Here is a 22,177-nt window from a genome sequence, read left to right on the forward strand (position 1 = left end):
CCAAATGGACCGGTGTTGCGGCTGTCTGCTGCAACACCGGTTTGTTTTTTTAGTAGTTCGGATTCTGTACCAGCGTGCCTTTGCTCTTATCGATCTCCGTCTGTGGCATCGGGAAATAATAATGTTTAGGCCGCATAAACTTACGTGGTGAACCGCCTCTGCTCATCACAGTGCCGTCATAGGCCAGCTTAGGCTGGTTGTTGATGGCCACAATATCGATCAGCTTCGCTTTGTCCCATCTCAGCAGGTCCTGCTGCCTTTCGTTTTCACCGCACAACTCTACACGGCGTTCATGCATCAGCTCTTTCATACCGGCACTATGCACAGCCGGCAAAGTGGCGGACGCACGGGTGCGGATGGCCTGTATCTCTGCATCGCCGGCGCCTGGGCCATTGAGGCGGATCTTCGCTTCTGCCACCAGCAGATAAATATCTGCACTGCGCAGGAGCGGGGTTTTTAACGAATAGTTAAGACCACCGGAAGGTTTCCACGCGCAGAATTTTTTGTAGTGGTAGCCGGACCAGGAAAGGTCTGCTGTAGCGGTTTCTATACCGGTGCCTACGTTTACTTTATCGCCGGGCGCCATAATACAGATCTCTTTTCGCGGATCACCAGGCTCAAATTCATCTACCAGCGATTTGGTAGGGTAGAAGAAGCTCCAGCCGTTCCACTTGCGTGGCGCATGGTAGGTGACGAAGTCGGAGTAACCGGCGCCGTCAACGGTCTGCACGGCCAACAACATCTCTGAATTATTGCCGGTAGCTACGCTGAAGTTGTCAGCATACCGTGGCGCCAGTGCGTAGTTGGCGTTGCTGATGACTTTATTGCCTATGGCGATGGCTTTGTCCAGTTGGCCCCATTCCATGTACAGCTTGCAGAGCAGGCCCCAGGCGGAACCTTTGCTGGCACGGCCTTTATCGGTTTCGCCATAGGTTTCCGGCAGTTCGTCGGCGGCCAGCAGCAGGTCGGCTTCTATCTGTTTGCGTAGTTCGTCGGCGCTCACTTTGGGCTTGTTATAATTGACTTTCGTTACATCATCTTCCGTGATAATGGGCACTTCACCATATATCAACAACAGTCGCCAGTAAGCGTACGCACGAAGGAAATGCGCTTCTCCAAGGCAACGTTGTTTGATGGCGGCGTCAATGTTGCTGATCTTTGGGATATTGATCAGCGCACTATTGGCGCGGTTGATGGTTTCATATTTCCATCGCCAGCCGGCGCGAACGGTAGGCGTAGAGGCGTCGTACGTGAATGCTTCAATGGCATCGTCATAATCATGGTCGCCGCCACGCACCTGGTCGTCTGAACAGTTATCAAAAACAAATTCATTGAAGCCGGTAAAATCTTCTTCCAGCAGGATATTGTAAATACCGGTGATGCCTTCTATGGCCTGGTCCTGGTTACGCCAGTAGTTACCGGTGGTGAAGTTGCCCTGAGGCTGTACATCCAGCACATTTTTACAGCCGGATAACAAGGTGGCGGCGGTAATGCCGGCCAACAGTATATGTTTCATTGATTGCATGGTCGTCAGTTTTAGAAGTTGAGCGTAGCGCCAAAAGTGAATGTTCTTGCCTGCGGATAGGCGGCCACGTCTACGCCGCGTTGCCGGTTCCCGTCCTGTGTGGCGTCGTTATAACCCAGTTGCGGCGTGAGCCCGGAATAGGAGGTGAGGAAAAACAGGTTCTGTGCTGCCACATATACGCGTACGTCGGAGATACCGGTACGGCCCCATACTTTGGACGGAATCGTATAGCCGAGCGCGATATTACGCAGGGAGAGGTAATCGCCTTTTTCCACAAAACGGTCGGAAGTACGGTTGTTGCTGTTGTCGCTGGAGAGGCTCATGCGTGGCACGCTGTTGCTGGTGCCCGGACCGTGCCAGCGCTGAAGCGCTTCTGCGTACATGTTGTATGGATAGGTGGGGTCCATGCCCTGCATTTTATCGGCGTTGTACAGTTTAACACCGCCTACGCCGGCAAAGGAAAGGCTCAGGTCAAAGCCCTTGTACTGTGCGCCTGCCTGAAAACCGTATACTACGCGTGGATTAGGATCGCCGAGATTGGTGCGGTCCAGCTCATTGATGATGCCGTCGCCGTTGATGTCCACAAAACGCACATCGCCGGGTTTGATATTTTCCCTGTTGGGATCTTTGGCGATATAAGGATCAGCATCGATTTCCTGTTGGGTTTGATAAATGCCGTTTGTTTTCCAGCCGTAGAAAGATGCCAGCGGCTGCCCTTCGTAGGTCCGGGAGATCTCCTGGTTTTGCCGGCCGTAGTTGCTGGAAGAAATATAAGTACCGGCTTCATAGAGTTTGGTAACGGTATTTTTGATAAAGGACGCATTGGCGGAGAGGTTGTAACGGAACCTTTCGTTGCCGCCCTGGTAGCTGACTTCCAGCTCCCATCCTTTGTTGTTCAGCTGGCCGATGTTCTGGTCGGGGATGGCGGCAGTGCCGTGCAGGTCCATGGCTGCGGCTGGTACCAGCATGTCTTTGGTGTTTTTGTTGAACCAGGTGATCACCGCATTCAGCCTGTTTTCAAAGAAGCCGGCTTCCAGGCTGATGTTGGTCATTTCGGCTTTCTCCCAGGTGATGGAAGGGTTGGCGAGGCGGGAATTCCATATGCCTACGTAGGGACTTTCGCCGAAGTTATACCGTCTGTCTTTATTCACGGGTGCGAGATATTGGAAATCACGAACATTCTGATTGCCCAGCTGGCCCCATCCGCCGGTGATTTTCAGGTTGCTGACAAACTTCACATTGTCTTTGAAGAATGTTTCGTCCGAAACGCGCCATCCGGCGGAGAAAGCGGGGAAGTAGCCCCAGCGTTTGCCCGGAGCGAAGCGGGAAGATCCGTCGGCACGGAAGGTAACGGTGAGCAAATATTTTTCCTTGAAGCCGTAGAAGCCTCTTACAAAGCCTGATGCGATGGCACTCTGTGGGTTGAAGTTGCCGCTGGCGTCATGGATTTCGTTGCCGTTATCGAGCACGCGTACGTCCGGTGATTCGTCGGCAAAGCCCCATCTTTCCCCTTTGAAGAAATAGCCTTTGGTCTCCTGTTGGGAATAACCGCCGGTGAAGGTAACATGGTGCTGATGGAAGAATTTGTTATAGGTCAGAAATACTTCACTCAGCTGGGAGCTGTTGGACTCGCTGCGGTTCCACAGTTGGGCACGGTCACGGGTACGCGTCTGGTCCAGCACTTTGGGCACAAAGTTGGACTGGTTGTAGATGCTGCCGTCATAACCATAGTTGCCGCGAAGGGTAAGGCCGTCGAGGATTTCCAGTTCCGCATATACGTTGGCCAGCATGCGGTAGTTCTTGGCCCATCCGTCGGTGGTCTGTGCGGTAAAGACGGGGTTGTTGATATCGCCGAGTTCATTGCTGGCTTTGGAGGAGCCGTAGCTGCCGTCCGGATTGAACACCGGGATGGCCGGATTAAAACGCAGGGCGCTGAAGATAAGGCCTGTCTGGGAAGAGTAGGTATCGAAGCCTTCATTCTGGCGGTAGGTCAGCTGCAGGTTTTCGCCCACTTTCAAACGTTTGCCCAGCTTGTGTTCCGAATTGATGCGGACGGTGTACCGTTTGAAATAGGTGTTTTCAATGATGCCTTTTTCATCGTAGTAGCCGGCGCTGAAGAGGTAGTTGGAGCTGCTGTTGCCGCCGCGGAGGCTCACGTCCGCGTTAGTTACCTGGCCGGAGCCAAGCAGGGCGCGTTGCCAGTCGGTCCGCTGTTGCGAATAGTAGGGATCATTCCAGATGGGATCTATCTGTTTACCGTCGTTGGTATAGCGTTCTTTTTTCAGCATCACCAGTTCAGGGGCGGTGAGCAGTGGAATGTAGCGGATAGCGTTGGATACGCCTTTATATACGTTCACGGAGGCTTTCAGCTTTTCACCATAGTTACCTTTTTTGCTGGTGATGATGATAACGCCGTTGGCCGCCCTTGTCCCGTAGATAGCAGAGGAGGAGGCGTCTTTCAGTACCTCCATGGAGGCGATGTCATTGGGATTGATATCGCTAAGCCCTCCGGCGGGTACGCCGTCTATGATGACCAGTGGTTCTGCATTGTTGATGGTACCGGTACCGCGTATACGAATACTGGGAGCGCTGCCGGGCTGTCCGTCGGACCGTACGATGTCTACGCCGGTAACGCGGCCCTGCATGGCCTGGGCGGCATCGCTGACCGGCAGATTTTTGATGTCGGCGCCTTTCACGGAAGAGATGGTGCCGGTGAGATCGCGGCGCGTTTGGGTGCCGTAACCTACAACTACCACTTCGCCCAGTCCTTTGGTGGTGGATTGCAGGGCGACGTTGATCACGTCCCGGTTACCGATGGTGACGGTCTGCGCTTCATATCCAAGAAAGGAGAAGGCAAGCGTTTGTGCAGTTGCGGGTAACGATAACTTATACACGCCGTTGGCATCGGTGCTGGTGCCCGTGCTGGTGCCGGGCACCGTGATAGTGACGCCCGGCAGGCCCTGCCCGTCGGCGGCGCCGGTTACTTTGCCGGAGATCGTTCTTTGTGCCATGGCCACTGCGGTGATTACGCAGAGAAAGGCCAGCAAAAAGCCCGTTTTTCTAAGAAAGGAAAACTTCATAGTGAATTGAAATGAGCGGTGAATGAAAACTGTTTGTAAGCGTTATGATGGATCGTTCTGTCAGGCAGTTGGACTTTTATGCTTTGGGATAAATAAGTTTTAATTGTTGGCAAAGGTTTGCATTGGTACAATTTCACATAACCGGCCCCGTTAGGCTGTGGAACATACGATCTCCCTGTTTCATGAACTACACTGCACAGTCTTTGCCTTAACTATATCGATTTAGCTAAGGAGGCCCGCTTTAACATCTCTCTAAAAATGCAAGCGCTAAAATCTTGATGGAATAATACAGTTGTTGGTTTTTCTTTTGGTCGATGCTGTTTGGTTTTAAAACAAGTTAATGAATTATGTAAATTAAGTGTATAGTTTTTTCTCAACAGGCTGTCGCATGTTAATTATCTATTAACAGTTGACTGAAAAATATCAGGCCGCCGGCCATAGGGCTGAACGCTATCCGGGACATTCGCAGGAAACGCTTATGCCGGGCTGTTTTCACCTGGTTGCATGGCGGCCGGGATGAATATGTTCAGTGGAAGACCGGAAAGCTGTTGCCCGCTTTAGGATGTGTATTTATATGCAGCGGGCGATATGTTCATATCTGCTTTACGGCTTCCTCCCGCGGTGTCTGTATATCTTTTGGATGGCCTGTGCCGTCTGCTATAATGCCGGCGCTCCTGATAGGCGCTTGCCATAGGTTTAAATTTGCCTGCTGCAGTGATGCAGTATCTGTGCAGTTTCTTATCATGCTCATATAATGATGGTTTCCTTATAAAACAGTTATCTATACCTATACATTTATCTCACCTCATACCATTACCGATCATCGGTTATCATAATACATTCTTCCAAAATGTTCCCCAATAACCATCTTTCCTCGATCCGATCATCATCTTCCTACAGTCACCATCTTCCTACGATCACCATCTTTCCCCGATCCGATCATCATCTTCCCACGGTCACCATTTTCCCACGGTCACCATCTTCCCACGATCACCCGGTAAAATATTCCCAAAAAAATAATTCACTTTGAAACGCAAAGTACTTTTTATACCTTTGATGCAGTTATCCCGTTATTATGAATGAATATCCATCGGGCGCGTTGCTCGTTATTTACCGAATTGGCCTCTTCCTGTTAGCTGCATATGCAGCTGTTTGGGTATTGTTCTATTATATATGGCATGAAAACGGGTTGAGGAGAGAAGTGGCATTCCTGACAGTGTTAAACGTTGCCTGGCTGGTAATAGCTGTGGTCCTGAAGGGGCTGAAACGGGGATGTCCGCTCAGACGGAAAATTGTAGCTGTATGGCTTTGTATGTTCATGCTTTCAGCGCTATGGGTGAACAGTATCGTGTACCGGACGTTTGTATCCCCTGCTGGGTGGTATGCGTTCGTATTGCTGCTGATATGGTTGAATACCTTCCTGTTGTCTTACTTCGAAGATATGCCGGCACATATCAGGGAAATACAAGCCTTTGCATTAGGTATCACCACCTGGATTTTATTGTACCTGATGGTATATCTGCTTCCCGTATATCCGTTTGCGTTGATGGCCGCCTTTCTTTTCGGCATTTCATTAACGGCATTTGCTCCACTGGCATTGACCTGGTATAACTGGCGCACTGTTCGGTATATGCTTTGGCCACAACACCGCTACCGTTGGGCCTTTCTGCTGGGAACAGGCGTTTCTTTGATGATTGTTACCTGCTTCTGTATTTATTTCGGTATTGTACAACATGATATAGAGAAACGTTACAGCCAACTGGTAAAGAGTAGGGATGTTAAGGACCCGGAAGTGACACTTGCCCGGGAGCTTTCCGGCAGCTTTATGGAAAAAAGGGTGCTGAAAGCCGGTATCGTATATACTACACCGTTATTTCGCCCCTCCGCTTCAGAGTTTGGAGTGGATGAAACCTGGGACGTTGAAATGTGCAAAAAAGGAATTCATGATCCGCTGGTCATGATAGCTGCGCTACTTTGTGGAGAATCTTCCATTCCACCGGGAGAGAAGGAAGTAATTGTCCGGCTGATGTCCGGAGAGAAATTATCACCGCGATTCAGTCTACCAGTCATTATAGATACCGCCAAAGTCCGTACGACCTCGAACCTGCCTTCCGAACACATGGCCGATGATTAATCATCATTGACTACTGCAACGCATACACGATAATATTCACGCCAAACTTCGTATTGTCCTCCGCTAGGAAACGTTTGTTGCGGAAGTCATAATCCCATTCACAGCCATAATCCTTATTGCTGTACAATACGCCGATACGTCCATTCACTTCAATGGCTTTCAGGTAATCATGTACCAGGTCGTCGCCCCAGCCATTCAGCTCAAAGGAAGTATTGGGCGGCCCCTTTTCAAATTTGAAGAAGCTGTTATAGACAGCGTGCGTGGAAGGAATCTTTTTTAAGGCATGGGGCCCAAACAGTTGCGACATCTGCGTTTCAAACGAACGGGCAAACAGCCCGTCGATGTCATGGTTGCAATCATCCACAAAAACAAAACCGCCCCGGTTGACATACTGTTTGAAATTGGCCGCTTCCGCCGCATCAAATTGTACCAGTTTATGCCCGCTCAGGTAACAAAACGGGTATTGAAACAGCTCGCTGCTGCTGAGATCTATCACCTTCTCCTGCATGGCCACCGGTATGGTGGTGTACTCAATCAGTGAATTGAGCAGGTTGGAAGGCATCCGCTGATCAGTGTCCCAGTCGCCCGACCGGTATCTTAATCTCACAAATGTAAATGTATTCCCTTGCATGCGTTTATCATTGGCTGTTGCCGCCAGTCTAATTTTTCTTCAATTTCATAATTTTATTTCGTTATTTACTAATTTATTATTTGGTTATTTTGTGTGAGAAGAAACCTGCGGGGAATTTAATAACCCGATGCCAAAATCAGAACGAAATCAAATGGGTATACAATTGCTGGAGAAGTTACCGCTGCTTAAACAGGAAATCAGAAAAGTTATTGTTGGCCAGGAAGCCGTGTTGGATGAAGTGCTGGTAGCCATGATGGCCGGAGGCCACTGCCTGCTGGAAGGCGTGCCCGGACTGGCAAAAACACTGATGGTCCGCACTCTGTCACAGGCGTTGCACCTGTCTTTCCGCAGGATTCAGTTCACCCCCGATCTCATGCCTACTGATATCATCGGTACGGAAGTGCTGGAAGAAGACCATGCTACCGGTAAAAGGTTTTTTAAGTTCAACAAAGGCCCTTTATTCGCCAATATTATATTAGCTGACGAAATCAACCGTACGCCACCAAAGACGCAATCCGCGCTGCTGGAGGCAATGCAGGAGTTTGAAGTCACCTACGCCGGACAAACTTACGCGCTGGACAGGCCGTTTTTTATCCTGGCTACCCAGAACCCGATAGAACAGTCCGGCACCTATCCCTTGCCGGAAGCACAGCTGGACCGCTTTCTGCTGTACGTTAAAATAGGTTACCCGACTGAACAGGAGGAGACAGCGATCCTCACCGGCACTACCGGCACTCGTAAAGTTGATGTGCAACCGGTACTGGATGCCAATGATATCAAACAATTACAACAGCTGGTGCGGGAAGTGTCTATAGCTGCTGAACTGGTATCCTGGGTAAGCCGCCTGGTACGCAATACCCGTCCGGACACCACCACTGTCGATTACGTGAAGGAATGGGTGCGCTGGGGCGCAGGGCCCAGAGCTGGCCAGGCACTGGTCCTTACAGCCAAGGCTCATGCATTGCTGCAGGGCCGTTATGCTGTCACCACCGCTGATATCACCGCCATGGCTTATCCCGTTTTGCGTCATCGTATCCTCATGAACTTCAGGGCGGAAGCGGAAGGCGTACATCCCGACAAAGTCACGGAGAAACTGTTACAACAAGTAGAAAGAGCGGCCACCCGCTTATCCTGATCAATATGAGCAATCTGCTGGACCCGAAAGTACTGCTGGCCATCAAAGACCTGCCGCTCGCTGCCAAAACAGCGGTCGATGGTTTTATGGCCGGAATGCATGCCAGCAGAGTGAAAGGGGCGGGGCTGGAATTCAGCCAGTACCGCAGCTATCAGCCGGGTGATGATCTTCGCTGGCTCGACTGGAAAATGTACGCGCGTTCCGACAGATACTATATCCGTGAATCGGAAATGGAAACCAGCATCGATATCAGTTTCTTGATAGATGCCAGCAATTCCATGTTGCATACGGAAGATGGTATTTCCAAAATAGATTATGCCCGTTACCTCGCAGCTTCCCTCGCCTATCTGGCCCACTTGCAGGGCGATGCGGCGGGATTGGCCGTGTTGCATAACAGCCGCCTGTTTACCATGACGGCCAGGAGAGAAGCGCAACACATGGCCCGCCTGTATTACCAGCTGGAGAAAATACAGCCCGGCGGTACTTTTACGGAACCGGCCCATTACCGCGATCTCTTCAGTGGACCGCACAGCCGGCAATTGCTGGTATTCATTACGGACTATTACGAACAGTCCAATGAAATTACCACGTTGCTGCAAACATTGTCGGCCCTGGGGCATGAGATACTCGTATTTCATCTGTTGGGAGATAAGGAACGCCGTGGCGATTTCCGTGGCTACGATGCCGTAGAAGACCTGGAGACAGGGCAGCGGCTGGAACTGACGGGCATAGCGGATACCGACTATCCTTCAAAGCTTGAACAATACAACGATCACCTGCGTACGCAATTGCTGCAGCGGCGTATCTACTACCGGCAACTCCTCTTACAGGAGCCGCTGGATACCGCCCTGCGCGATTTTTTGAACCAGCGTAATAAAATGAGAAAATAGTTTTGCTGCACCTGCTACAACCCATATGGATGACATTTGCCACCGGAATTGCTGTTCCGGTGTTTATCCATTTGTGGTACCGTCGCCCGGGAAAGGTGCTCCGCATCAGCAGCGTGCAACTGCTGGCCGCTTCTTCTGTACGGCATGCCCGTAGCTGGCGCGTGTCTGACTGGTGGCTGCTGTTGCTGCGCTGCCTGCTGATCGTCCTGCTGGCTTTGCTGTTGTCTCAGCCGGTATGGCGTAAGCCACTGACGGCCCGCACCGTGAAAGGCTGGGTGGTGACTGAGCAGGCAGCCTATCCTGCTTTCCGCCACCAGATCGATTCCCTGTTACAGCAAGGTTTTCAGCTGCATGCCACGGATACGGCGTTTACTCACCTGCGCCGTCCGGAAGAGCTCACGCCGGATACCTCGACGGCCTCTTACTGGCAGCTGCTGCAAACTCTTTCCCATAAAGTGCCTGCGGACTTACCGGTGTACCTGTTTACCGGCAACCGCCTCGCCCGTTTCTCCGGGCCAATGCCGGCAGTAGCTTTGGCGCTCCACTGGCAAACAATGACGCCGGGAGATTCGGTTGATAACTGGAACGACTATACGTACCTGCTGGACAACGACAGCCTGCGCATACGAAAGGGCAGGAGTACGCCGGCAGGGACCGTTTTCAGTTATCATGATACCCAGCCGGGCAACAGTGATACCGCGACCTTATATTATACCATTTATACAGATAAGTATCCGGAAGATGCCCGCTACCTGGAGGCAGCACTGAAAGCGGTACGGCAATATACCCACCGGAAAATCAGTCTGCTGTCTGTGAGACAGGCAACCGCTATACCTGCTTCGCAGGACTGGCTCTGGTGGCTGTCAGACAGCCCGGTGCCCACAAATATCAAAGCCGTAAGGACCATACGTTATGCCACGGGCACACCACAAACTGTATCCGCTACCATCGGCAATACTGATATTCAGGTATTCCGGCGCCTGCCGGCAACAGATACTGCCGGCGCCATGTGGCGGGACAGCTACGGTAACCCGTTGCTGACAAAAGACAACCTCTATACGCATATTGATCCAACATGGAACGAGCTCCCCTGGAGCGGGGAATTTCCGGAAAAGCTGCTGGAACTGATGCTTCCGGCTACCTGGGAAAAGCAGCATGACCGTCGCAGCATCGATACCCGGCAACTAACACTGCCTGCGCCTGCCGCCGCTGTTAAACCGGCCGTATTGCCGCAACAGGAAACTTCCCTGGAAAAAACAGTTTGGATAATCCTGTTACTGGCATTTTGCGTGGAACGATATCTTTCATCCAAAACAGCTGTAAAAAGTGAGTAACGTCAACGGTCATATGAAAATAGCAGACATCCGTGCCCGCTGGGTACGCAGCCAGCTATTGCGTTATGGCCTGTTGTCAATAGCGCTGGCAGCGCCGCTGGCATTGTTGGGGGCCATACCGGCCGTCATCGGAGGCGTATTGGCGCTAACGGCCCAGTTATGGTGGCACCAGCCCTGGCGTTTGCCGGAAGAGGAAGTGGCGCAGTACCTGAACCAGACCTTCCCGGAAATGGAGGACAGCGCAACACTGTTCTTAAAACCCGCTACAGACCGCAACCTGCTGGAAGCCCTGCAGGTAGAGAAGATAACACCCGCGTTGGAAAATATACAACTGCCCGGGAAGTTCTATAAACCGTTACGCCAGGCGGCCCTGACAACCTTGTTTATGATATTGTTCACCGTGGGTTGGCAGGTACTGAATAGCTATGTCGTCTCACATCCAACCGGTACTACAAACACTGCCGCCCCCGCAAATCGACCGGAGAAAATATTGCCCGGCATCAACAGGGTGGAGGTCACCCTGCAGCCGCCGGCGTACATGCGCCGTCCTGCCAGCACCCAGTCGGCGTTTAACATCACTGCTCCTGACAGCGCTTCGGTAAAATGGACGTTGCATACCAATGACCAGGTGCAGGAACTGATATTATTGTTTAACGACAGTACACGGCTGGAGCTGAAACCTGATGCAGCGCATACCACGTGGACGGCTACACGAACTTTGCATAAATCCGGTTTTTACCAGGTGTCCATGAATGGCCGCCTGTCCGAATTGTACCAGTTGCAACTGATAGCTGACCAGCTGCCGGTCATACGTATTACCAGCCCTAAACCCTATACCACCATTGAATTCGGACAGTCCACCAAAGTGAATGTACAGGCGGCGATCTCCGACGACTATGGCGTCCGCAACGCGTATATCTCCCTTACCATTGCCAGCGGCAGTGGCGAAGCCGTTCGCTTCAAAGACCAGGAACTGCCTTTTGATAACAACTTCAGCGTGGCACTGCCCCGGTACGAGGTCAGCAGAATGCTGGACTTGTCAGCCATGGGAATGAAGCCGGGCGATGAGCTGTATTTTCATATACGCGTTACCGATACCCGCCGGCAGGAAACCCGCTCAGATGTATATATCGTCACACTGCCAGATACCGCACAGCTCTTCAGTATGGAAGGCATGGTGACCGGCGTGGCCTTTAAGCCCGAATACTTCCGCAGCCAGCGTCAGATCATCCTGGACGCAGAGCAGCTGCTGCGGGAAAAGGACAGCATCGGCAAAGAGAAGTTCAACAGCCGCAGTAACGATCTGGGCACAGACCAGAAGCTGCTGCGCCTGCGCTATGGAAAATTCCTCGGGGAAGAATCAGCATCCAACGTAGGCGACCCGCGCGTGGCCGCGGAAGAAGGCCACGATGACCACGACCATGACCATCACGGCAAAGAAGAACACGGGGCCGCAGACCCTAAAGATTTCGGTAACGCCGCCAAAGTGCTGGACGAATTCACTGACAAACATGACAACGCGGAAGATGCCACCTTCTTTGATCCCGAGGTGAAAAAACAACTGAGGGCCACGCTGACGGAGATGTGGAAGTCGGAGTTGCAGCTGCGCCTCTATAAACCACAGGAAGCCTTGCTGTTCGCTTACAAGGCGTTGCGCCTGCTGAAGGACCTCCAGCAGCAGTCCCGCGTATACGTGGCAAAAACAGGCGTTAAAACAACGCCGCTGAAGCCGGAGAAACGGCTCACCGGAGAGCAGGATAAAATTCAGCCACGGCAACAAAAAGAAACTATCACCTACCAGGACCAGCTGTTGGCCGTGCGGCAGGCGCTGGCCGTTCTCGATGCCATGAAGCCCGGTGATACCAGCGTGAACACGGCCGTTCTCCGTGATGCTCAACAGGCGCTGGCCACACAGGCCGCTGCTATGCCGGCGGTGTACCTGCCCGTGCTGGAAGCGATGCACCACATACAAATACGCAAAGGCACGGAGAAGGATATACGTACCGCCCAACAGGGACTGCAAAAAATCCTGAAAGCACCGCCATTGCAACCGGCACCGGCACCGGCGCCGGTATCTCCTTCGTTGCCGCAACACTATTTCCATAACCTTAAAACCGGTACACCATGACCAGCTGGAACTACTTTTTGTTAGTCGCCGGCCTGATGGCTACCGGCTGGCTGATTACACAGGAGATACGGCGTCCGAAAAAAGACCGCCTCATAGCACGTATAGCCGCTACCGTTATCGCTGTGGCAGGTGTAGTGCTGGCAGGCTGGCCGTTGTATGTCGCCCATGAGGCGCCGTCGCAGAAACAGGCAGTAGCGGCGGTAGCCCCGGCCGCGGGCATCGTGGCCTGTGACTGGCCCCGCAGCCTGGCTACCGGCAGCGAATGGACCGTACAGGGAAGATACCGGAACAACACCAATAAAACCGTCACCTTACGGCTGGCCGGTTTTGACACTACGCTGGACTCCGTGGCGATAGCGCCTCAGCAAGACTCCTCTTTTTCCCTCAAAGCATGGCCGCTACACCGGGGCAGAGCGGTGTACAGGATCACCGCCATGTCTGGCAGCGATATGCTGGAACAACAGCCTTTACCGCTGGAAGTAAAGCCCACGGCGCCACTGGCGGTACTTTTCCTGGCACGGTCGCCGGACTTTGACAACCGCTTTCTGGCCGATTGGCTGGTGCAACAGGGAAATGCCGTGGCTATGCGCACCCTGGTGGCGAAAGGTAAGTACCTGCTGCGTTTCTCCAATTTTCCGGAGCAATCGCTTGATGCGCTGACACCGGCCCTGCTGGCCAAATTCGACCTAGTGGTGGCGCAAAGCGGCGCTATCGATAAAAATACCCGTTCCCGGCTGGAAGATGCCGGCATCGGACTGGTATTAAAAGCAGACAGTGCCGGCGCGCAGCCGCGCCCGCTGTCACTGAAGCTGCGTTCAGGGCTGCGCATGCCCGCCTTGTCCACAGATCCCGGACAGGCATTGCCCCAGGGCAACGGTCAGTTGCCGCTGGTAACAGACAGCCTGCATCGCGCGTATGTAACGGTGTCGCTTGCAGGTGCAGGAAAACTGGTGCGCACGCATCTCCTGAATACCTATAGCTGGCAGCTGGAAGGACAGTCCACTGCTTATGGACAATACTGGTCGGCCATCCTCGAAGCAGCTGCCCGTAAAAAGGCCACTGTGGAAAAAATAACATTTGCGCCGGCAATAGCCCGTGTGTTCCATCCACTGGATATTCAGCTGGAAACCACCGCCACACCGGCTTTACAGGCGGGTGGCGTTACGCTGCCGCTGGTACAGCATCCCTGGCTTAGTGATCGTTATACCGGCATCTGGTGGCCTGTAAAAACCGGCTGGCAACAGGTTACCACTAATACCGGCACCTCCTGGAACTATATCTTTCAGGAAGATGACTGGAAAAACCTGCCTGCCTCCACCGCTACAACGGCAGCTTCGGCATCCCGGCCAATAACCCTCGTACGGCTGTCTCCCGTTTGGTGGCTGCTACCGCTGCTACTCGCACTCATCTTTTTATGGTGGGAAAAGAAAATGTGACGAATGGCTAAAAAAAGTAAGAAAAAAAAATTAGCTTAGGATTCTGGAAGGGTTACAAGGTTTTATGCTCATGAGAATTGCATCACCATGCCGCTGATGACGCATGGAATCACAGATACCCACTGTCAACTAAAATCTAAACCAAACTAAACCGGAGGACTTTCAATTTGAAACGTAAAGATTTTATCCAGCTATCCGCAATGGGGCTGGGAGCACTTGTCCTGCCGAATTTTTCCGCTTTCGGCACACCCGTCGACCCATCACGCTTTCTCAATGATGGTATGGACGTAAAACTCAAGAAACAACTGGCAGATGTGGCGCTTAATGCTGCCCGCAGCAAAGGGGCCACGTATGCGGACGTACGCATTGGCAGGTATCTCAACCAGTTCGTCGTAACCCGCGAAGCCCGCGTGCAAAACATCGCCAACGCGGAATCGTTTGGCGTAGGCATCCGCGTGATCGCCAACGGCTGCTGGGGATTTGCCGCTACCAACGTGGTCACGAAAGAAGCCATCGCTAAAGCAGCGGAAAGGGCTGTGGCAGTGGCTAAGGCTAACTCGCGCGTAACCACTACGCCCGTGCAGCTCGCCCCCCAAAAAGGCTATGGTGAAGTATCGTGGAAAACGCCCATCGTGCAAAGCGCCTTCACCATCCCGGTGAAAGACAAAGTGGACCTGCTCCTGAATGTGAACAGCATCGCCATGAAAGGCGGCGCCAACTTCGTGAATTCCGCCATCCTGGCCATCAACGAACAGAAATATTTCGCATCTACGGACGGCTCCTACATCGACCAGGATATCCATCGCCTGTTCCCCACTTTTACGGTCACTAAGATAGACCGCAGCAGTGGCAAATTTGAAACACGCAAATCGCTCAGCTCTCCTGTAGGCATGGGGTATGAGTACCTGACGCCTACGGCGGACAATAAAGTCGGCGGTATCGTTACCCGTTATAAAGACCGGTACGATATGCTGGAAGACGTAAAAAATGCGACCGCGGACGTGGACCAGAAACTGAAAGCCAAGTCAGTGGAACCAGGCAAATACGACCTGGTACTCGATCCTTCGCATCTGTGGCTGACTATTCACGAATCGGTGGCGCACCCTACGGAACTGGACCGCGTTCTGGGCTACGAAGCCAACTACGCCGGTACCAGCTTCCTCACGCTTGATAAATGGAAATCACGCAACTTCCAGTTTGGCAGCAAGCTGGTCAACGTGGTGGCAGATAAATTACAGCCCGGCTCCCTCGGGGCCGTAGGCTATGACGATGAAGGCGTGCAATGCGGCAAATGGGACCTGATCAAAGACGGTGTGCTGGTCAACTATCAGGCTATCCGCGATCAGGCGCATATCATCGGCCTCGATCACTCTCAGGGATGCTGCTACGCCCAAAGCTGGTCTGATGTGCAGTTCCAGCGTATGCCCAACGTGTCGCTGCAGCCCGGAAAAGAAAAACTCAGCGTGGACGATATGATCAAAAACGTGGAAAAAGGCATTTACATCATCGGTGACGGCTCCTTCTCCATTGATCAGCAACGGTACAATTTCCAGTTCGGTGGACAAACATTCTACGAAATCAAGGACGGAAAAATTGCCGGTATGCTGAAAGATGTGGCCTATCAGGCCAATACACAGGAGTTCTGGAACAGCTGCACGGCCATCGCCGACAAGAGCGACTACCGCCTCGGTGGTGCCTTCAACGATGGAAAGGGACAGCCCGGCCAGTCCAACGCCGTGTCCCATGGCAGTTCCACGACCCGCTTTAATGGTGTAAATGTTATTAACACAGCAAGAAAAATCTGATCTAACGCACATGGCTATATTAAAAAAAGAAGAAGCAAAAGCATTGCTGCAAAAAGTGCTCGCCCACTCCAAAGCAGATGAATGCGAAGTGTCGCTCCGCGGGGAAGAAGGCGGCAATATCCGCTATGCGCGCAATGCCATTTCCACAGCAGGAGATATCGACAATACCACCCTGTCCGTGACGTCTTACTTTGGTAGACGTTCCGGTACCGCTACCATCAACGAATTTAATGATGCCGCCCTTGAAAGGGTGGTGCAACGCGCTGAAGAGCTGGCGCGCCTGGCGCCGGAAAACCCGGAATATATGCCGTTGCGCGGCCCGGCGGATTTTAAAGATCCCAAAACCTATGTGCCGGCAACGGCGGCCATCACGCCGGATACCCGCGCAGACGCCGTGGCCAAAAGCATACAGGTAGCAAAAGAAGCTCAACTGGAAGCTGCCGGTTTTATTGAGAACACTACCAGCTTCTCAGCCATACTCAATTCCAAAGGACTGTTCGCCTACGATACAGACACCAACGTGGTGTTTACCATCACTACCCGCAACAGCGCCGGTACCGGCTCCGGCTTCGCGGCCCGCGGGTATAACGACATCAGCCGGCTTGACACGCTCTCCGCTACCAAAATTGCGGCGGCGAAAGCTAACAGCTCCGCCGGCGCAAAAGCGATAGAACCGGGTAAATACACGGTGATACTGGAACCGGTGGCGGCTACCTACATGCTGGAAAATATGTTCCGTGGCCTCGACGCCCGCAACGCGGACGAAGGCCGCAGCTTCATGAGCAAACCCGGCGGCGGCAACCGTATCGGCGAACAGCTCATGGACGACAAGGTGACAATCTACTCCGATCCTTTCCATCCCGATCTTCCCGCTTCTACCTGGAACCGCGATGGTTTCCCCCTGGAAAAAACAGCATGGATAGATAAAGGCGTGGTCAAAAATCTCGTCTACTCCCAGTACTGGGCTAAAAACAAAGGCGTACAACCAGTACCCCAGCCCTCCAATATCATCATGGAAGGTGGCAACGCCTCGCTGGAAGAGTTGATCAAAAGCACCGAGAAAGGTATCCTGGTGTCCCGCCTCTGGTACATCCGCCTGGTGGACGCGCAAACATTGCTGTTGACAGGACTCACCCGCGACGGAACGTTTTACATCGAAAACGGTGAGATCAAATACCCGATCAAAAACCTCCGTTTTAATGAAAGCCCGGTGATCATGCTCAATAACGTGGAAGCACTCGGGAAGACGGAAAGAAGCATCAGCATTGAATCTTACCGGAGTTACCTGATCCCGCCGATGAAGATCAGGGACTTCACGTTTACGTCTCTTTCCGACGCTATCTAAAAGATTATCTTGATAGAATTGATGGATGTTTTGTTCGCTGTAACTTGTTATCTTTAAGAATAATGAAGACGGCCAACGGGACATCCATTCTTTTTCAATAACACACGTCACCCAAACTCTTAACGCCAAATATGCTCCATGTAACAAAGCTCAACACAAAGTACTAATCCCTTATTGCTAACAATCAAGATCACTCCTTTAATCCTGCTATAATGAAAAGAAGAGAATTTCTCCATTACACAGGCCTCGGATTGGGCGCAGGACTGCTGTCCCAGATCCCGATCATCGGAAAAGCGGTTCCGCTGGAAGCTCCCTGGTACACCATCGACGTGGCTAAGAAAAAAGAGCTCGCTGATGTGGCCCTCAACGCTGCCCGCAGCAAAGGCGCTACCTATACCGATGTACGCATAGGCCGTTATCTCAACCAGTTTGTCATCACCCGGGAAGACAAAGTGGAAAACGTGGTCAACACTGAATCCTATGGCATCGGTATCCGCGTGCTGGCCAATGGCAGCTGGGGCTTTGCCTCTACTGACCAGATGGACAAAGACAGCATTGCCCGCACTGCTGCCACCGCTGTGGCCATCGCCAGGGAGAACGCCCGCCTGCTGACCACTCCCGTACAACTGGCCCCACAAAAAGGTTACGGCGAAGTCAGCTGGAAAACCCCCATCGAAAAAAATGCATTTGACGTTCCCGTAAAGGAAAAGGCAGACCTGCTCCTCTCTGTCAGCGATGCGGCCATGAAAGGCGGCGCTGACTATGTAGGCTCCTTTATGTTCCTCGTAAATGAACAGAAATACTTCGCTTCTTCCGACGGGTCCTATATAGATCAGGACGTACACCGTATCTGGCCTACGTTCCAGATCACCAAGATCGATAAGGCCACCGGTAAATTTGAAACACGCAACGCCCTCAGCTCCCCCCGCGGCATGGGCTATGAATACCTCATTCCCCGTGAATCAGATAAAATACATGGCGTAACAACGTTGTACCGTGACCGTTATGACATGCTGGAAGATGCCCGCCAGGCAGGCACGCAGGTAGGAGAGAAGCTGAAAGCCAAATCCGTGGAACCGGGAAAATATGACCTGGTGCTGGACCCCTCGCACCTGTGGCTGACCATCCACGAATCGGTAGGACACCCCACAGAACTGGACCGCGTATTAGGCTACGAAGCCAACTTCGCCGGCACAAGCTTCCTCACATTGGATAAATGGGAAAGTAAAAAATTCCAGTTCGGCAGTCCGCTCGTCAACATTGTGGCAGATAAAACACAACCCGGCTCCCTCGGTGCCGTAGGGTATGACGATGAAGGCGTGGCCACCCAGAAATGGGACCTGATCAAAAACGGCGTGCTGGTCAACTACCAGGCTATCCGTGACCAGGCGCATATCATCGGCCTTAACCAATCACAGGGCTGCTGTTATTCGCAAAGCTGGTCTGATGTGCAGTTCCAGCGTATGGCCAACGTGTCGCTGCAACCAGGCACTGCTCCGCTCACGCCGGCAGAACTGATAAAGAACGTGGAAAGAGGCATCTTCATCGCTGGCGACGGTTCTTTCTCCATCGACCAGCAACGCTACAACTTCCAGTTTGGCGGCCAGCTTTTCTATGAGATCAAAAACGGTCAGATAGTAGGCATGCTCAAAGATGTGGCTTACCAAAGCAACACCCAGGAATTCTGGAACTCCTGTAAAGCGATCGCTGACAAGCGGGACTACCGCCTCGGCGGCTCCTTCTTCGATGGAAAGGGCCAGCCTTCACAGGTGAGCGCCGTTTCCCACGGCTCAGCGACCGCCCGCTTCAATGGCGTAAACGTTATTAATACAGCTAGAAAAATTTAATATATGCCGATACTCACTAAAGAAGCAGCACAGGCATTATTGAAAAAAGTGCTTGCCTATTCAAAAGCAGACGAGTGCGAAGTCTCTATTTATAGTGGCGATTCCGGCAATGTGCGCTATGCCCGTAACGAAGTGTCCACCAGCGGCGCCAATAGCAAAAGCATGCTGGTTGTTTCTTCCGCCTTCGGGAAAAAACTGGGCACTGCCACCATCAATGAGTTTGATGATGCCTCCCTCGAGAAAGTAGTCAGAAGAGCAGAGGAACTGGCCCGCCTTGCGCCGGAAAACCCGGAATATATGCCGATCCTCGGGCCGCAACAATATGGAGAAGGCTCCGGCGGCTACAACAAAGACACCGCCGCGGTAGATCCGGCCTACCGTGCGGACGCGGTCGCCCAAAGCCTTACCATTACCAAACAGAACAAACTGGTGGCAGCAGGATTCCTCGAAAATACAGTGGCCTCCTCTGCTATGATGAACTCTAAAGGACTGTTTGCGTATAACAGTTCCACCGAGATCAATTTCAGTATCACTGTTCGCTCGGAAGACGGCACCGGCTCTGGTTACGCCTCCAAAGCATACAACAATGTAAAGAAACTGGACGCGGCAAAAGAGACCAGCATCGCGGCGCAGAAAGCCAGCGGCTCCAAAGGCGCCAAAGCCATTGAGCCGGGCAAATATACCGTGATCCTGGAACCTGCCGCTTCCATCGTACTGATCGAGCAGCTCGTCAATAACCTGGACGCACGCAGCGCAGAAGAGGGCAGGAGCTTCCTCAGCAAAGCCGGTGGCAAAACAAAACTGGGCGACAAACTCATGGACGACCAGGTGACCATCTATTCTGATCCGTGGCATCCGGATATGCCTACATCACCCTATAACAACGATGGCCGCCCTCAGGAAAAAATCACCTGGATCGAAAAAGGAGTGGTGAAAAATATGTACTACTCCCGCTACTGGGCACAGAAGGACAACGTAAAGGCCATTCCCGGCCCGGACGCGTTTATTATGGAAGGCGGCACCGCTTCGCTCGAGGAGCTGATCAAAAGCACCGAGAAGGGCATCCTGGTGACCCGCCTCTGGTACATCCGCCCGGTAGACCCGCAAACACTGCTTTTTACCGGCCTTACGCGTGACGGGACTTTCTATATCGAAAACGGCGTGATCAAACATCCGGTGAAAAACTTCCGCTTCAACGAAAGTCCGGTGATCATGCTTAACAATGTGGAAGCGCTGGGCATACCGGAAAGAGCTGTCAGCGGCGAAAGCAATTCAAGTGCTATCCTTCCGCCCATGAAACTGCGTGACTTCACCTTTACCTCTTTATCAGATGCTATCTAGAATTACGAATTAAGAATTACGAATTACGAATTAAGGGCTTCTTCATAGAAAGGTTTTTAATGAACCGATCTATAAGGAAGCCCTTAATTCGTAATTCGTAATTCTTAATTCGTAATTAACTCTTCAGTTTCCTTATGCCTGGGTTGATACCAGATGTAATAATATGCCAATATCAACAGCCCCGATACAAATGGCACCAGTGCCAGATGTTTGTATGTGACCGCTCCCCATACGGTCAGCATATCAAAGTGGAAGAACTCGCTGATCATCCAGTAGGAGTTGGCCGTTATCCAAAGGGAAATAGCCACATTATGGCATAGCTCCGACATGAACTGCCGCGTACGCCAGGCGATCACCAGGGAAATGATCAGCGTGGGAAAGATCATGGCCACACCCAATGGTTTCCAGATCATACACCAGCTGATATCTTTCAATAACCAGAATACAATATGCAGGTTTTCCATTCTCCGGTAACTCAGGGGGATACTGTATACCGGCGTATCTTTGGTGTCTTCGCGCATGCTGTGTGTCAGATTTTAAGTTGATAAGACCGCAAAAATATAAAAACAGCTGCACAACGGGCACGAAATTTTGCATGAGAATAAATGTTTATATTCGCTGGCATGAACGAATTTTACTGGTCATTCCGGAATACCCGCTTTCACGGCATCAGCTGGATACCTGAGCACTTCAGCCGGGTGATGGTCCTCGTGCACGGTATCGGTGAAGACGTGGGGCGGTACGATCATGTGGCCCGTTTTTTTAACGGGGAAGGATATGCGGTGCTGGGCATTGATCATTACGGCCATGGTAAGAGCGACGGGAAACGGGGCGCTACGCCAGGTTTTGAATACATGTTCGACTATGAAGCGGCTTTTCTGGCTTATGCGAAGGAGTTGTACCAAAAGCCGGTGGTCATGTACGGGCATAGTATGGGCGGTGGCCTGCTCACCGGTTTCCTGTTGCACAGAACGCCAGATATACTGGGGGCCGTTATCTCCGCGCCGGCGCTGATCGTCGCCAAACGTCCGGGCAGCTTCCTCCGCGGCCTGTTGCGTGTACTGAACAGGATCGTGCCCAATCTCCGGTTGAACCAGGGACTGGACATCACCAAAATATCGCATGACACGGATGAAGTGGAGAAATTCCGGCAGAACCCTCTCCGGCATGACAAGATGAGCGTGCGCCTGGCCAGTGATATGATACACAACGGCCTTTGGTGCCTGGAACACGCCCAGACCCTGCAAATACGTTCCCTGTTGATTCATGGGGGAGAAGATGAATTCACCGCGGTAGACGGCTCACGCCTTTTCGCGGAAAGGGCACCGGCCAGCCTGCTCACCTACCGCGAATGGCCCGGCGATTACCATGAACTGCATAATGAAATCAACCGGCAGGAAGTACTGCTTTTTGTGGCAGGATGGTTAAGCGCTTTGCGCTAGTGCAGATACCCTGCGTAGTAATCATCTATCTTCACTATAAATAACCGTTCTGTAAAAAGAACCCCAATTCGTAATTCGTCATTCGTAATTCGTAATTGAAATAT

General features: G+C 52.2%; 15 protein-coding genes. 11 read left to right on the top strand and 4 right to left on the bottom strand.

The features are described 5' to 3' along the window. Positions 1–49: 49 nt before the first annotated feature. Positions 50–1,525: a RagB/SusD family nutrient uptake outer membrane protein gene (locus ACTJJS_RS04690; protein WP_440662633.1), complete on the bottom strand. Its 1,476-nt coding sequence runs from the start codon at positions 1,523–1,525 to the stop codon at positions 50–52. A gap of 11 nt (positions 1,526–1,536) precedes the next feature. Next, the gene (locus tag ACTJJS_RS04695; protein WP_440662634.1) at positions 1,537–4,536 is read right to left on the bottom strand and encodes a SusC/RagA family TonB-linked outer membrane protein; all 3,000 of its coding nucleotides are present in this window, start codon (positions 4,534–4,536) and stop codon (positions 1,537–1,539) included. Between the two features lie 1,144 nt (positions 4,537–5,680). On the opposite strand from ACTJJS_RS04695, the gene ACTJJS_RS04700 reads away from it, so the two are divergent. Further along, on the top strand, positions 5,681–6,739 hold the full coding sequence (locus ACTJJS_RS04700; protein WP_440662635.1) for a hypothetical protein: 1,059 nt from the start codon (positions 5,681–5,683) through the stop codon (positions 6,737–6,739). Between the two features lie 10 nt (positions 6,740–6,749). Here the strand turns inward: ACTJJS_RS04700 and ACTJJS_RS04705 are convergent, their stop codons facing one another. Then, positions 6,750–7,346 carry a DUF4159 domain-containing protein gene (locus ACTJJS_RS04705; RefSeq protein ID WP_211092513.1) on the bottom strand — a complete coding sequence of 199 codons (597 nt, stop codon included), beginning with the start codon at positions 7,344–7,346 and terminating at the stop codon, positions 6,750–6,752. Between the two features lie 175 nt (positions 7,347–7,521). Between ACTJJS_RS04705 and ACTJJS_RS04710 the strand changes: the two genes are divergently transcribed. The 9 genes from ACTJJS_RS04710 (at position 7,522) to ACTJJS_RS04750 (ending at position 20,631) form a co-directional block, all read left to right on the top strand. Continuing rightward, positions 7,522–8,505, top strand: a complete 984-nt coding sequence (locus tag ACTJJS_RS04710) for an AAA family ATPase (protein ID WP_440662636.1) — start codon at positions 7,522–7,524, stop codon at positions 8,503–8,505. 5 nt (positions 8,506–8,510) lie between these two features. Continuing rightward, positions 8,511–9,395, top strand: coding sequence for a DUF58 domain-containing protein (locus ACTJJS_RS04715; protein WP_211092511.1), 885 nt, complete (start codon positions 8,511–8,513; stop codon positions 9,393–9,395). 2 nt (positions 9,396–9,397) lie between these two features. After that, on the top strand, positions 9,398–10,729 hold the full coding sequence (locus tag ACTJJS_RS04720; RefSeq protein WP_440662637.1) for a BatA domain-containing protein: 1,332 nt from the start codon (positions 9,398–9,400) through the stop codon (positions 10,727–10,729). Then, positions 10,722–12,857, top strand: coding sequence for a DUF4175 family protein (locus ACTJJS_RS04725; RefSeq protein ID WP_440662638.1), 2,136 nt, complete (start codon positions 10,722–10,724; stop codon positions 12,855–12,857). The genes ACTJJS_RS04720 and ACTJJS_RS04725 overlap by 8 nt, the downstream gene beginning before the upstream one ends. After that, positions 12,854–14,293, top strand: coding sequence for a hypothetical protein (locus ACTJJS_RS04730; RefSeq protein WP_440662639.1), 1,440 nt, complete (start codon positions 12,854–12,856; stop codon positions 14,291–14,293). The genes ACTJJS_RS04725 and ACTJJS_RS04730 overlap by 4 nt, the downstream gene beginning before the upstream one ends. A 167-nt stretch (positions 14,294–14,460) precedes the next feature. Next, on the top strand, positions 14,461–16,098 hold the full coding sequence (locus ACTJJS_RS04735; RefSeq protein WP_440662640.1) for a TldD/PmbA family protein: 1,638 nt from the start codon (positions 14,461–14,463) through the stop codon (positions 16,096–16,098). A gap of 10 nt (positions 16,099–16,108) precedes the next feature. Next, positions 16,109–17,443, top strand: coding sequence for a TldD/PmbA family protein (locus tag ACTJJS_RS04740; protein WP_440662641.1), 1,335 nt, complete (start codon positions 16,109–16,111; stop codon positions 17,441–17,443). A gap of 212 nt (positions 17,444–17,655) precedes the next feature. After that, complete coding sequence (locus ACTJJS_RS04745; RefSeq protein WP_440662642.1) at positions 17,656–19,290, top strand: TldD/PmbA family protein; 1,635 nt, start codon at positions 17,656–17,658, stop codon at positions 19,288–19,290. A gap of 3 nt (positions 19,291–19,293) precedes the next feature. Continuing rightward, positions 19,294–20,631, top strand: a complete 1,338-nt coding sequence (locus tag ACTJJS_RS04750) for a TldD/PmbA family protein (protein WP_440662643.1) — start codon at positions 19,294–19,296, stop codon at positions 20,629–20,631. Positions 20,632–20,735: 104 nt separating this feature from the next. On the opposite strand, the gene ACTJJS_RS04755 is transcribed toward ACTJJS_RS04750, so the two are convergent. Continuing rightward, entirely contained in the window at positions 20,736–21,152 is a 417-nt protein-coding gene (locus ACTJJS_RS04755) for a hypothetical protein (RefSeq protein WP_440662644.1), read from the bottom strand. Positions 21,153–21,254: 102 nt separating this feature from the next. Here ACTJJS_RS04755 and ACTJJS_RS04760 point away from each other — a divergent pair, with 102 nt between their 5' ends. Beyond that, positions 21,255–22,073 carry a lysophospholipase gene (locus ACTJJS_RS04760; RefSeq protein WP_440662645.1) on the top strand — a complete coding sequence of 273 codons (819 nt, stop codon included), beginning with the start codon at positions 21,255–21,257 and terminating at the stop codon, positions 22,071–22,073. Positions 22,074–22,177 lie beyond the last annotated feature (104 nt).

It is taken from the genome of Chitinophaga sp. 22308 (genome assembly GCF_052045305.1).
Classification (GTDB): Bacteria; Bacteroidota; Bacteroidia; order Chitinophagales; family Chitinophagaceae; genus Chitinophaga; species Chitinophaga varians_A.

What these genes read in the sequence shown, in the direction of transcription:
- ACTJJS_RS04690 (WP_440662633.1), bottom strand. Translation starts at nt 1,525, where the DNA reads ATGCAATCAATGAAACATATACTGTTGGCCGGCATTACCGCCGCCACC.
- ACTJJS_RS04695 (WP_440662634.1), bottom strand. Translation starts at nt 4,536, where the DNA reads ATGGCACAAAGAACGATCTCCGGCAAAGTAACCGGCGCCGCCGACGGG.
- ACTJJS_RS04700 (WP_440662635.1), top strand. Translation starts at nt 5,681, where the DNA reads ATGAATGAATATCCATCGGGCGCGTTGCTCGTTATTTACCGAATTGGC.
- ACTJJS_RS04710 (WP_440662636.1), top strand. Translation starts at nt 7,522, where the DNA reads ATGGGTATACAATTGCTGGAGAAGTTACCGCTGCTTAAACAGGAAATC.
- ACTJJS_RS04715 (WP_211092511.1), top strand. Translation starts at nt 8,511, where the DNA reads ATGAGCAATCTGCTGGACCCGAAAGTACTGCTGGCCATCAAAGACCTG.
- ACTJJS_RS04730 (WP_440662639.1), top strand. Translation starts at nt 12,854, where the DNA reads ATGACCAGCTGGAACTACTTTTTGTTAGTCGCCGGCCTGATGGCTACC.
- ACTJJS_RS04740 (WP_440662641.1), top strand. Translation starts at nt 16,109, where the DNA reads ATGGCTATATTAAAAAAAGAAGAAGCAAAAGCATTGCTGCAAAAAGTG.
- ACTJJS_RS04745 (WP_440662642.1), top strand. Translation starts at nt 17,656, where the DNA reads ATGAAAAGAAGAGAATTTCTCCATTACACAGGCCTCGGATTGGGCGCA.
- ACTJJS_RS04750 (WP_440662643.1), top strand. Translation starts at nt 19,294, where the DNA reads ATGCCGATACTCACTAAAGAAGCAGCACAGGCATTATTGAAAAAAGTG.
- ACTJJS_RS04755 (WP_440662644.1), bottom strand. Translation starts at nt 21,152, where the DNA reads ATGCGCGAAGACACCAAAGATACGCCGGTATACAGTATCCCCCTGAGT.
- ACTJJS_RS04760 (WP_440662645.1), top strand. Translation starts at nt 21,255, where the DNA reads ATGAACGAATTTTACTGGTCATTCCGGAATACCCGCTTTCACGGCATC.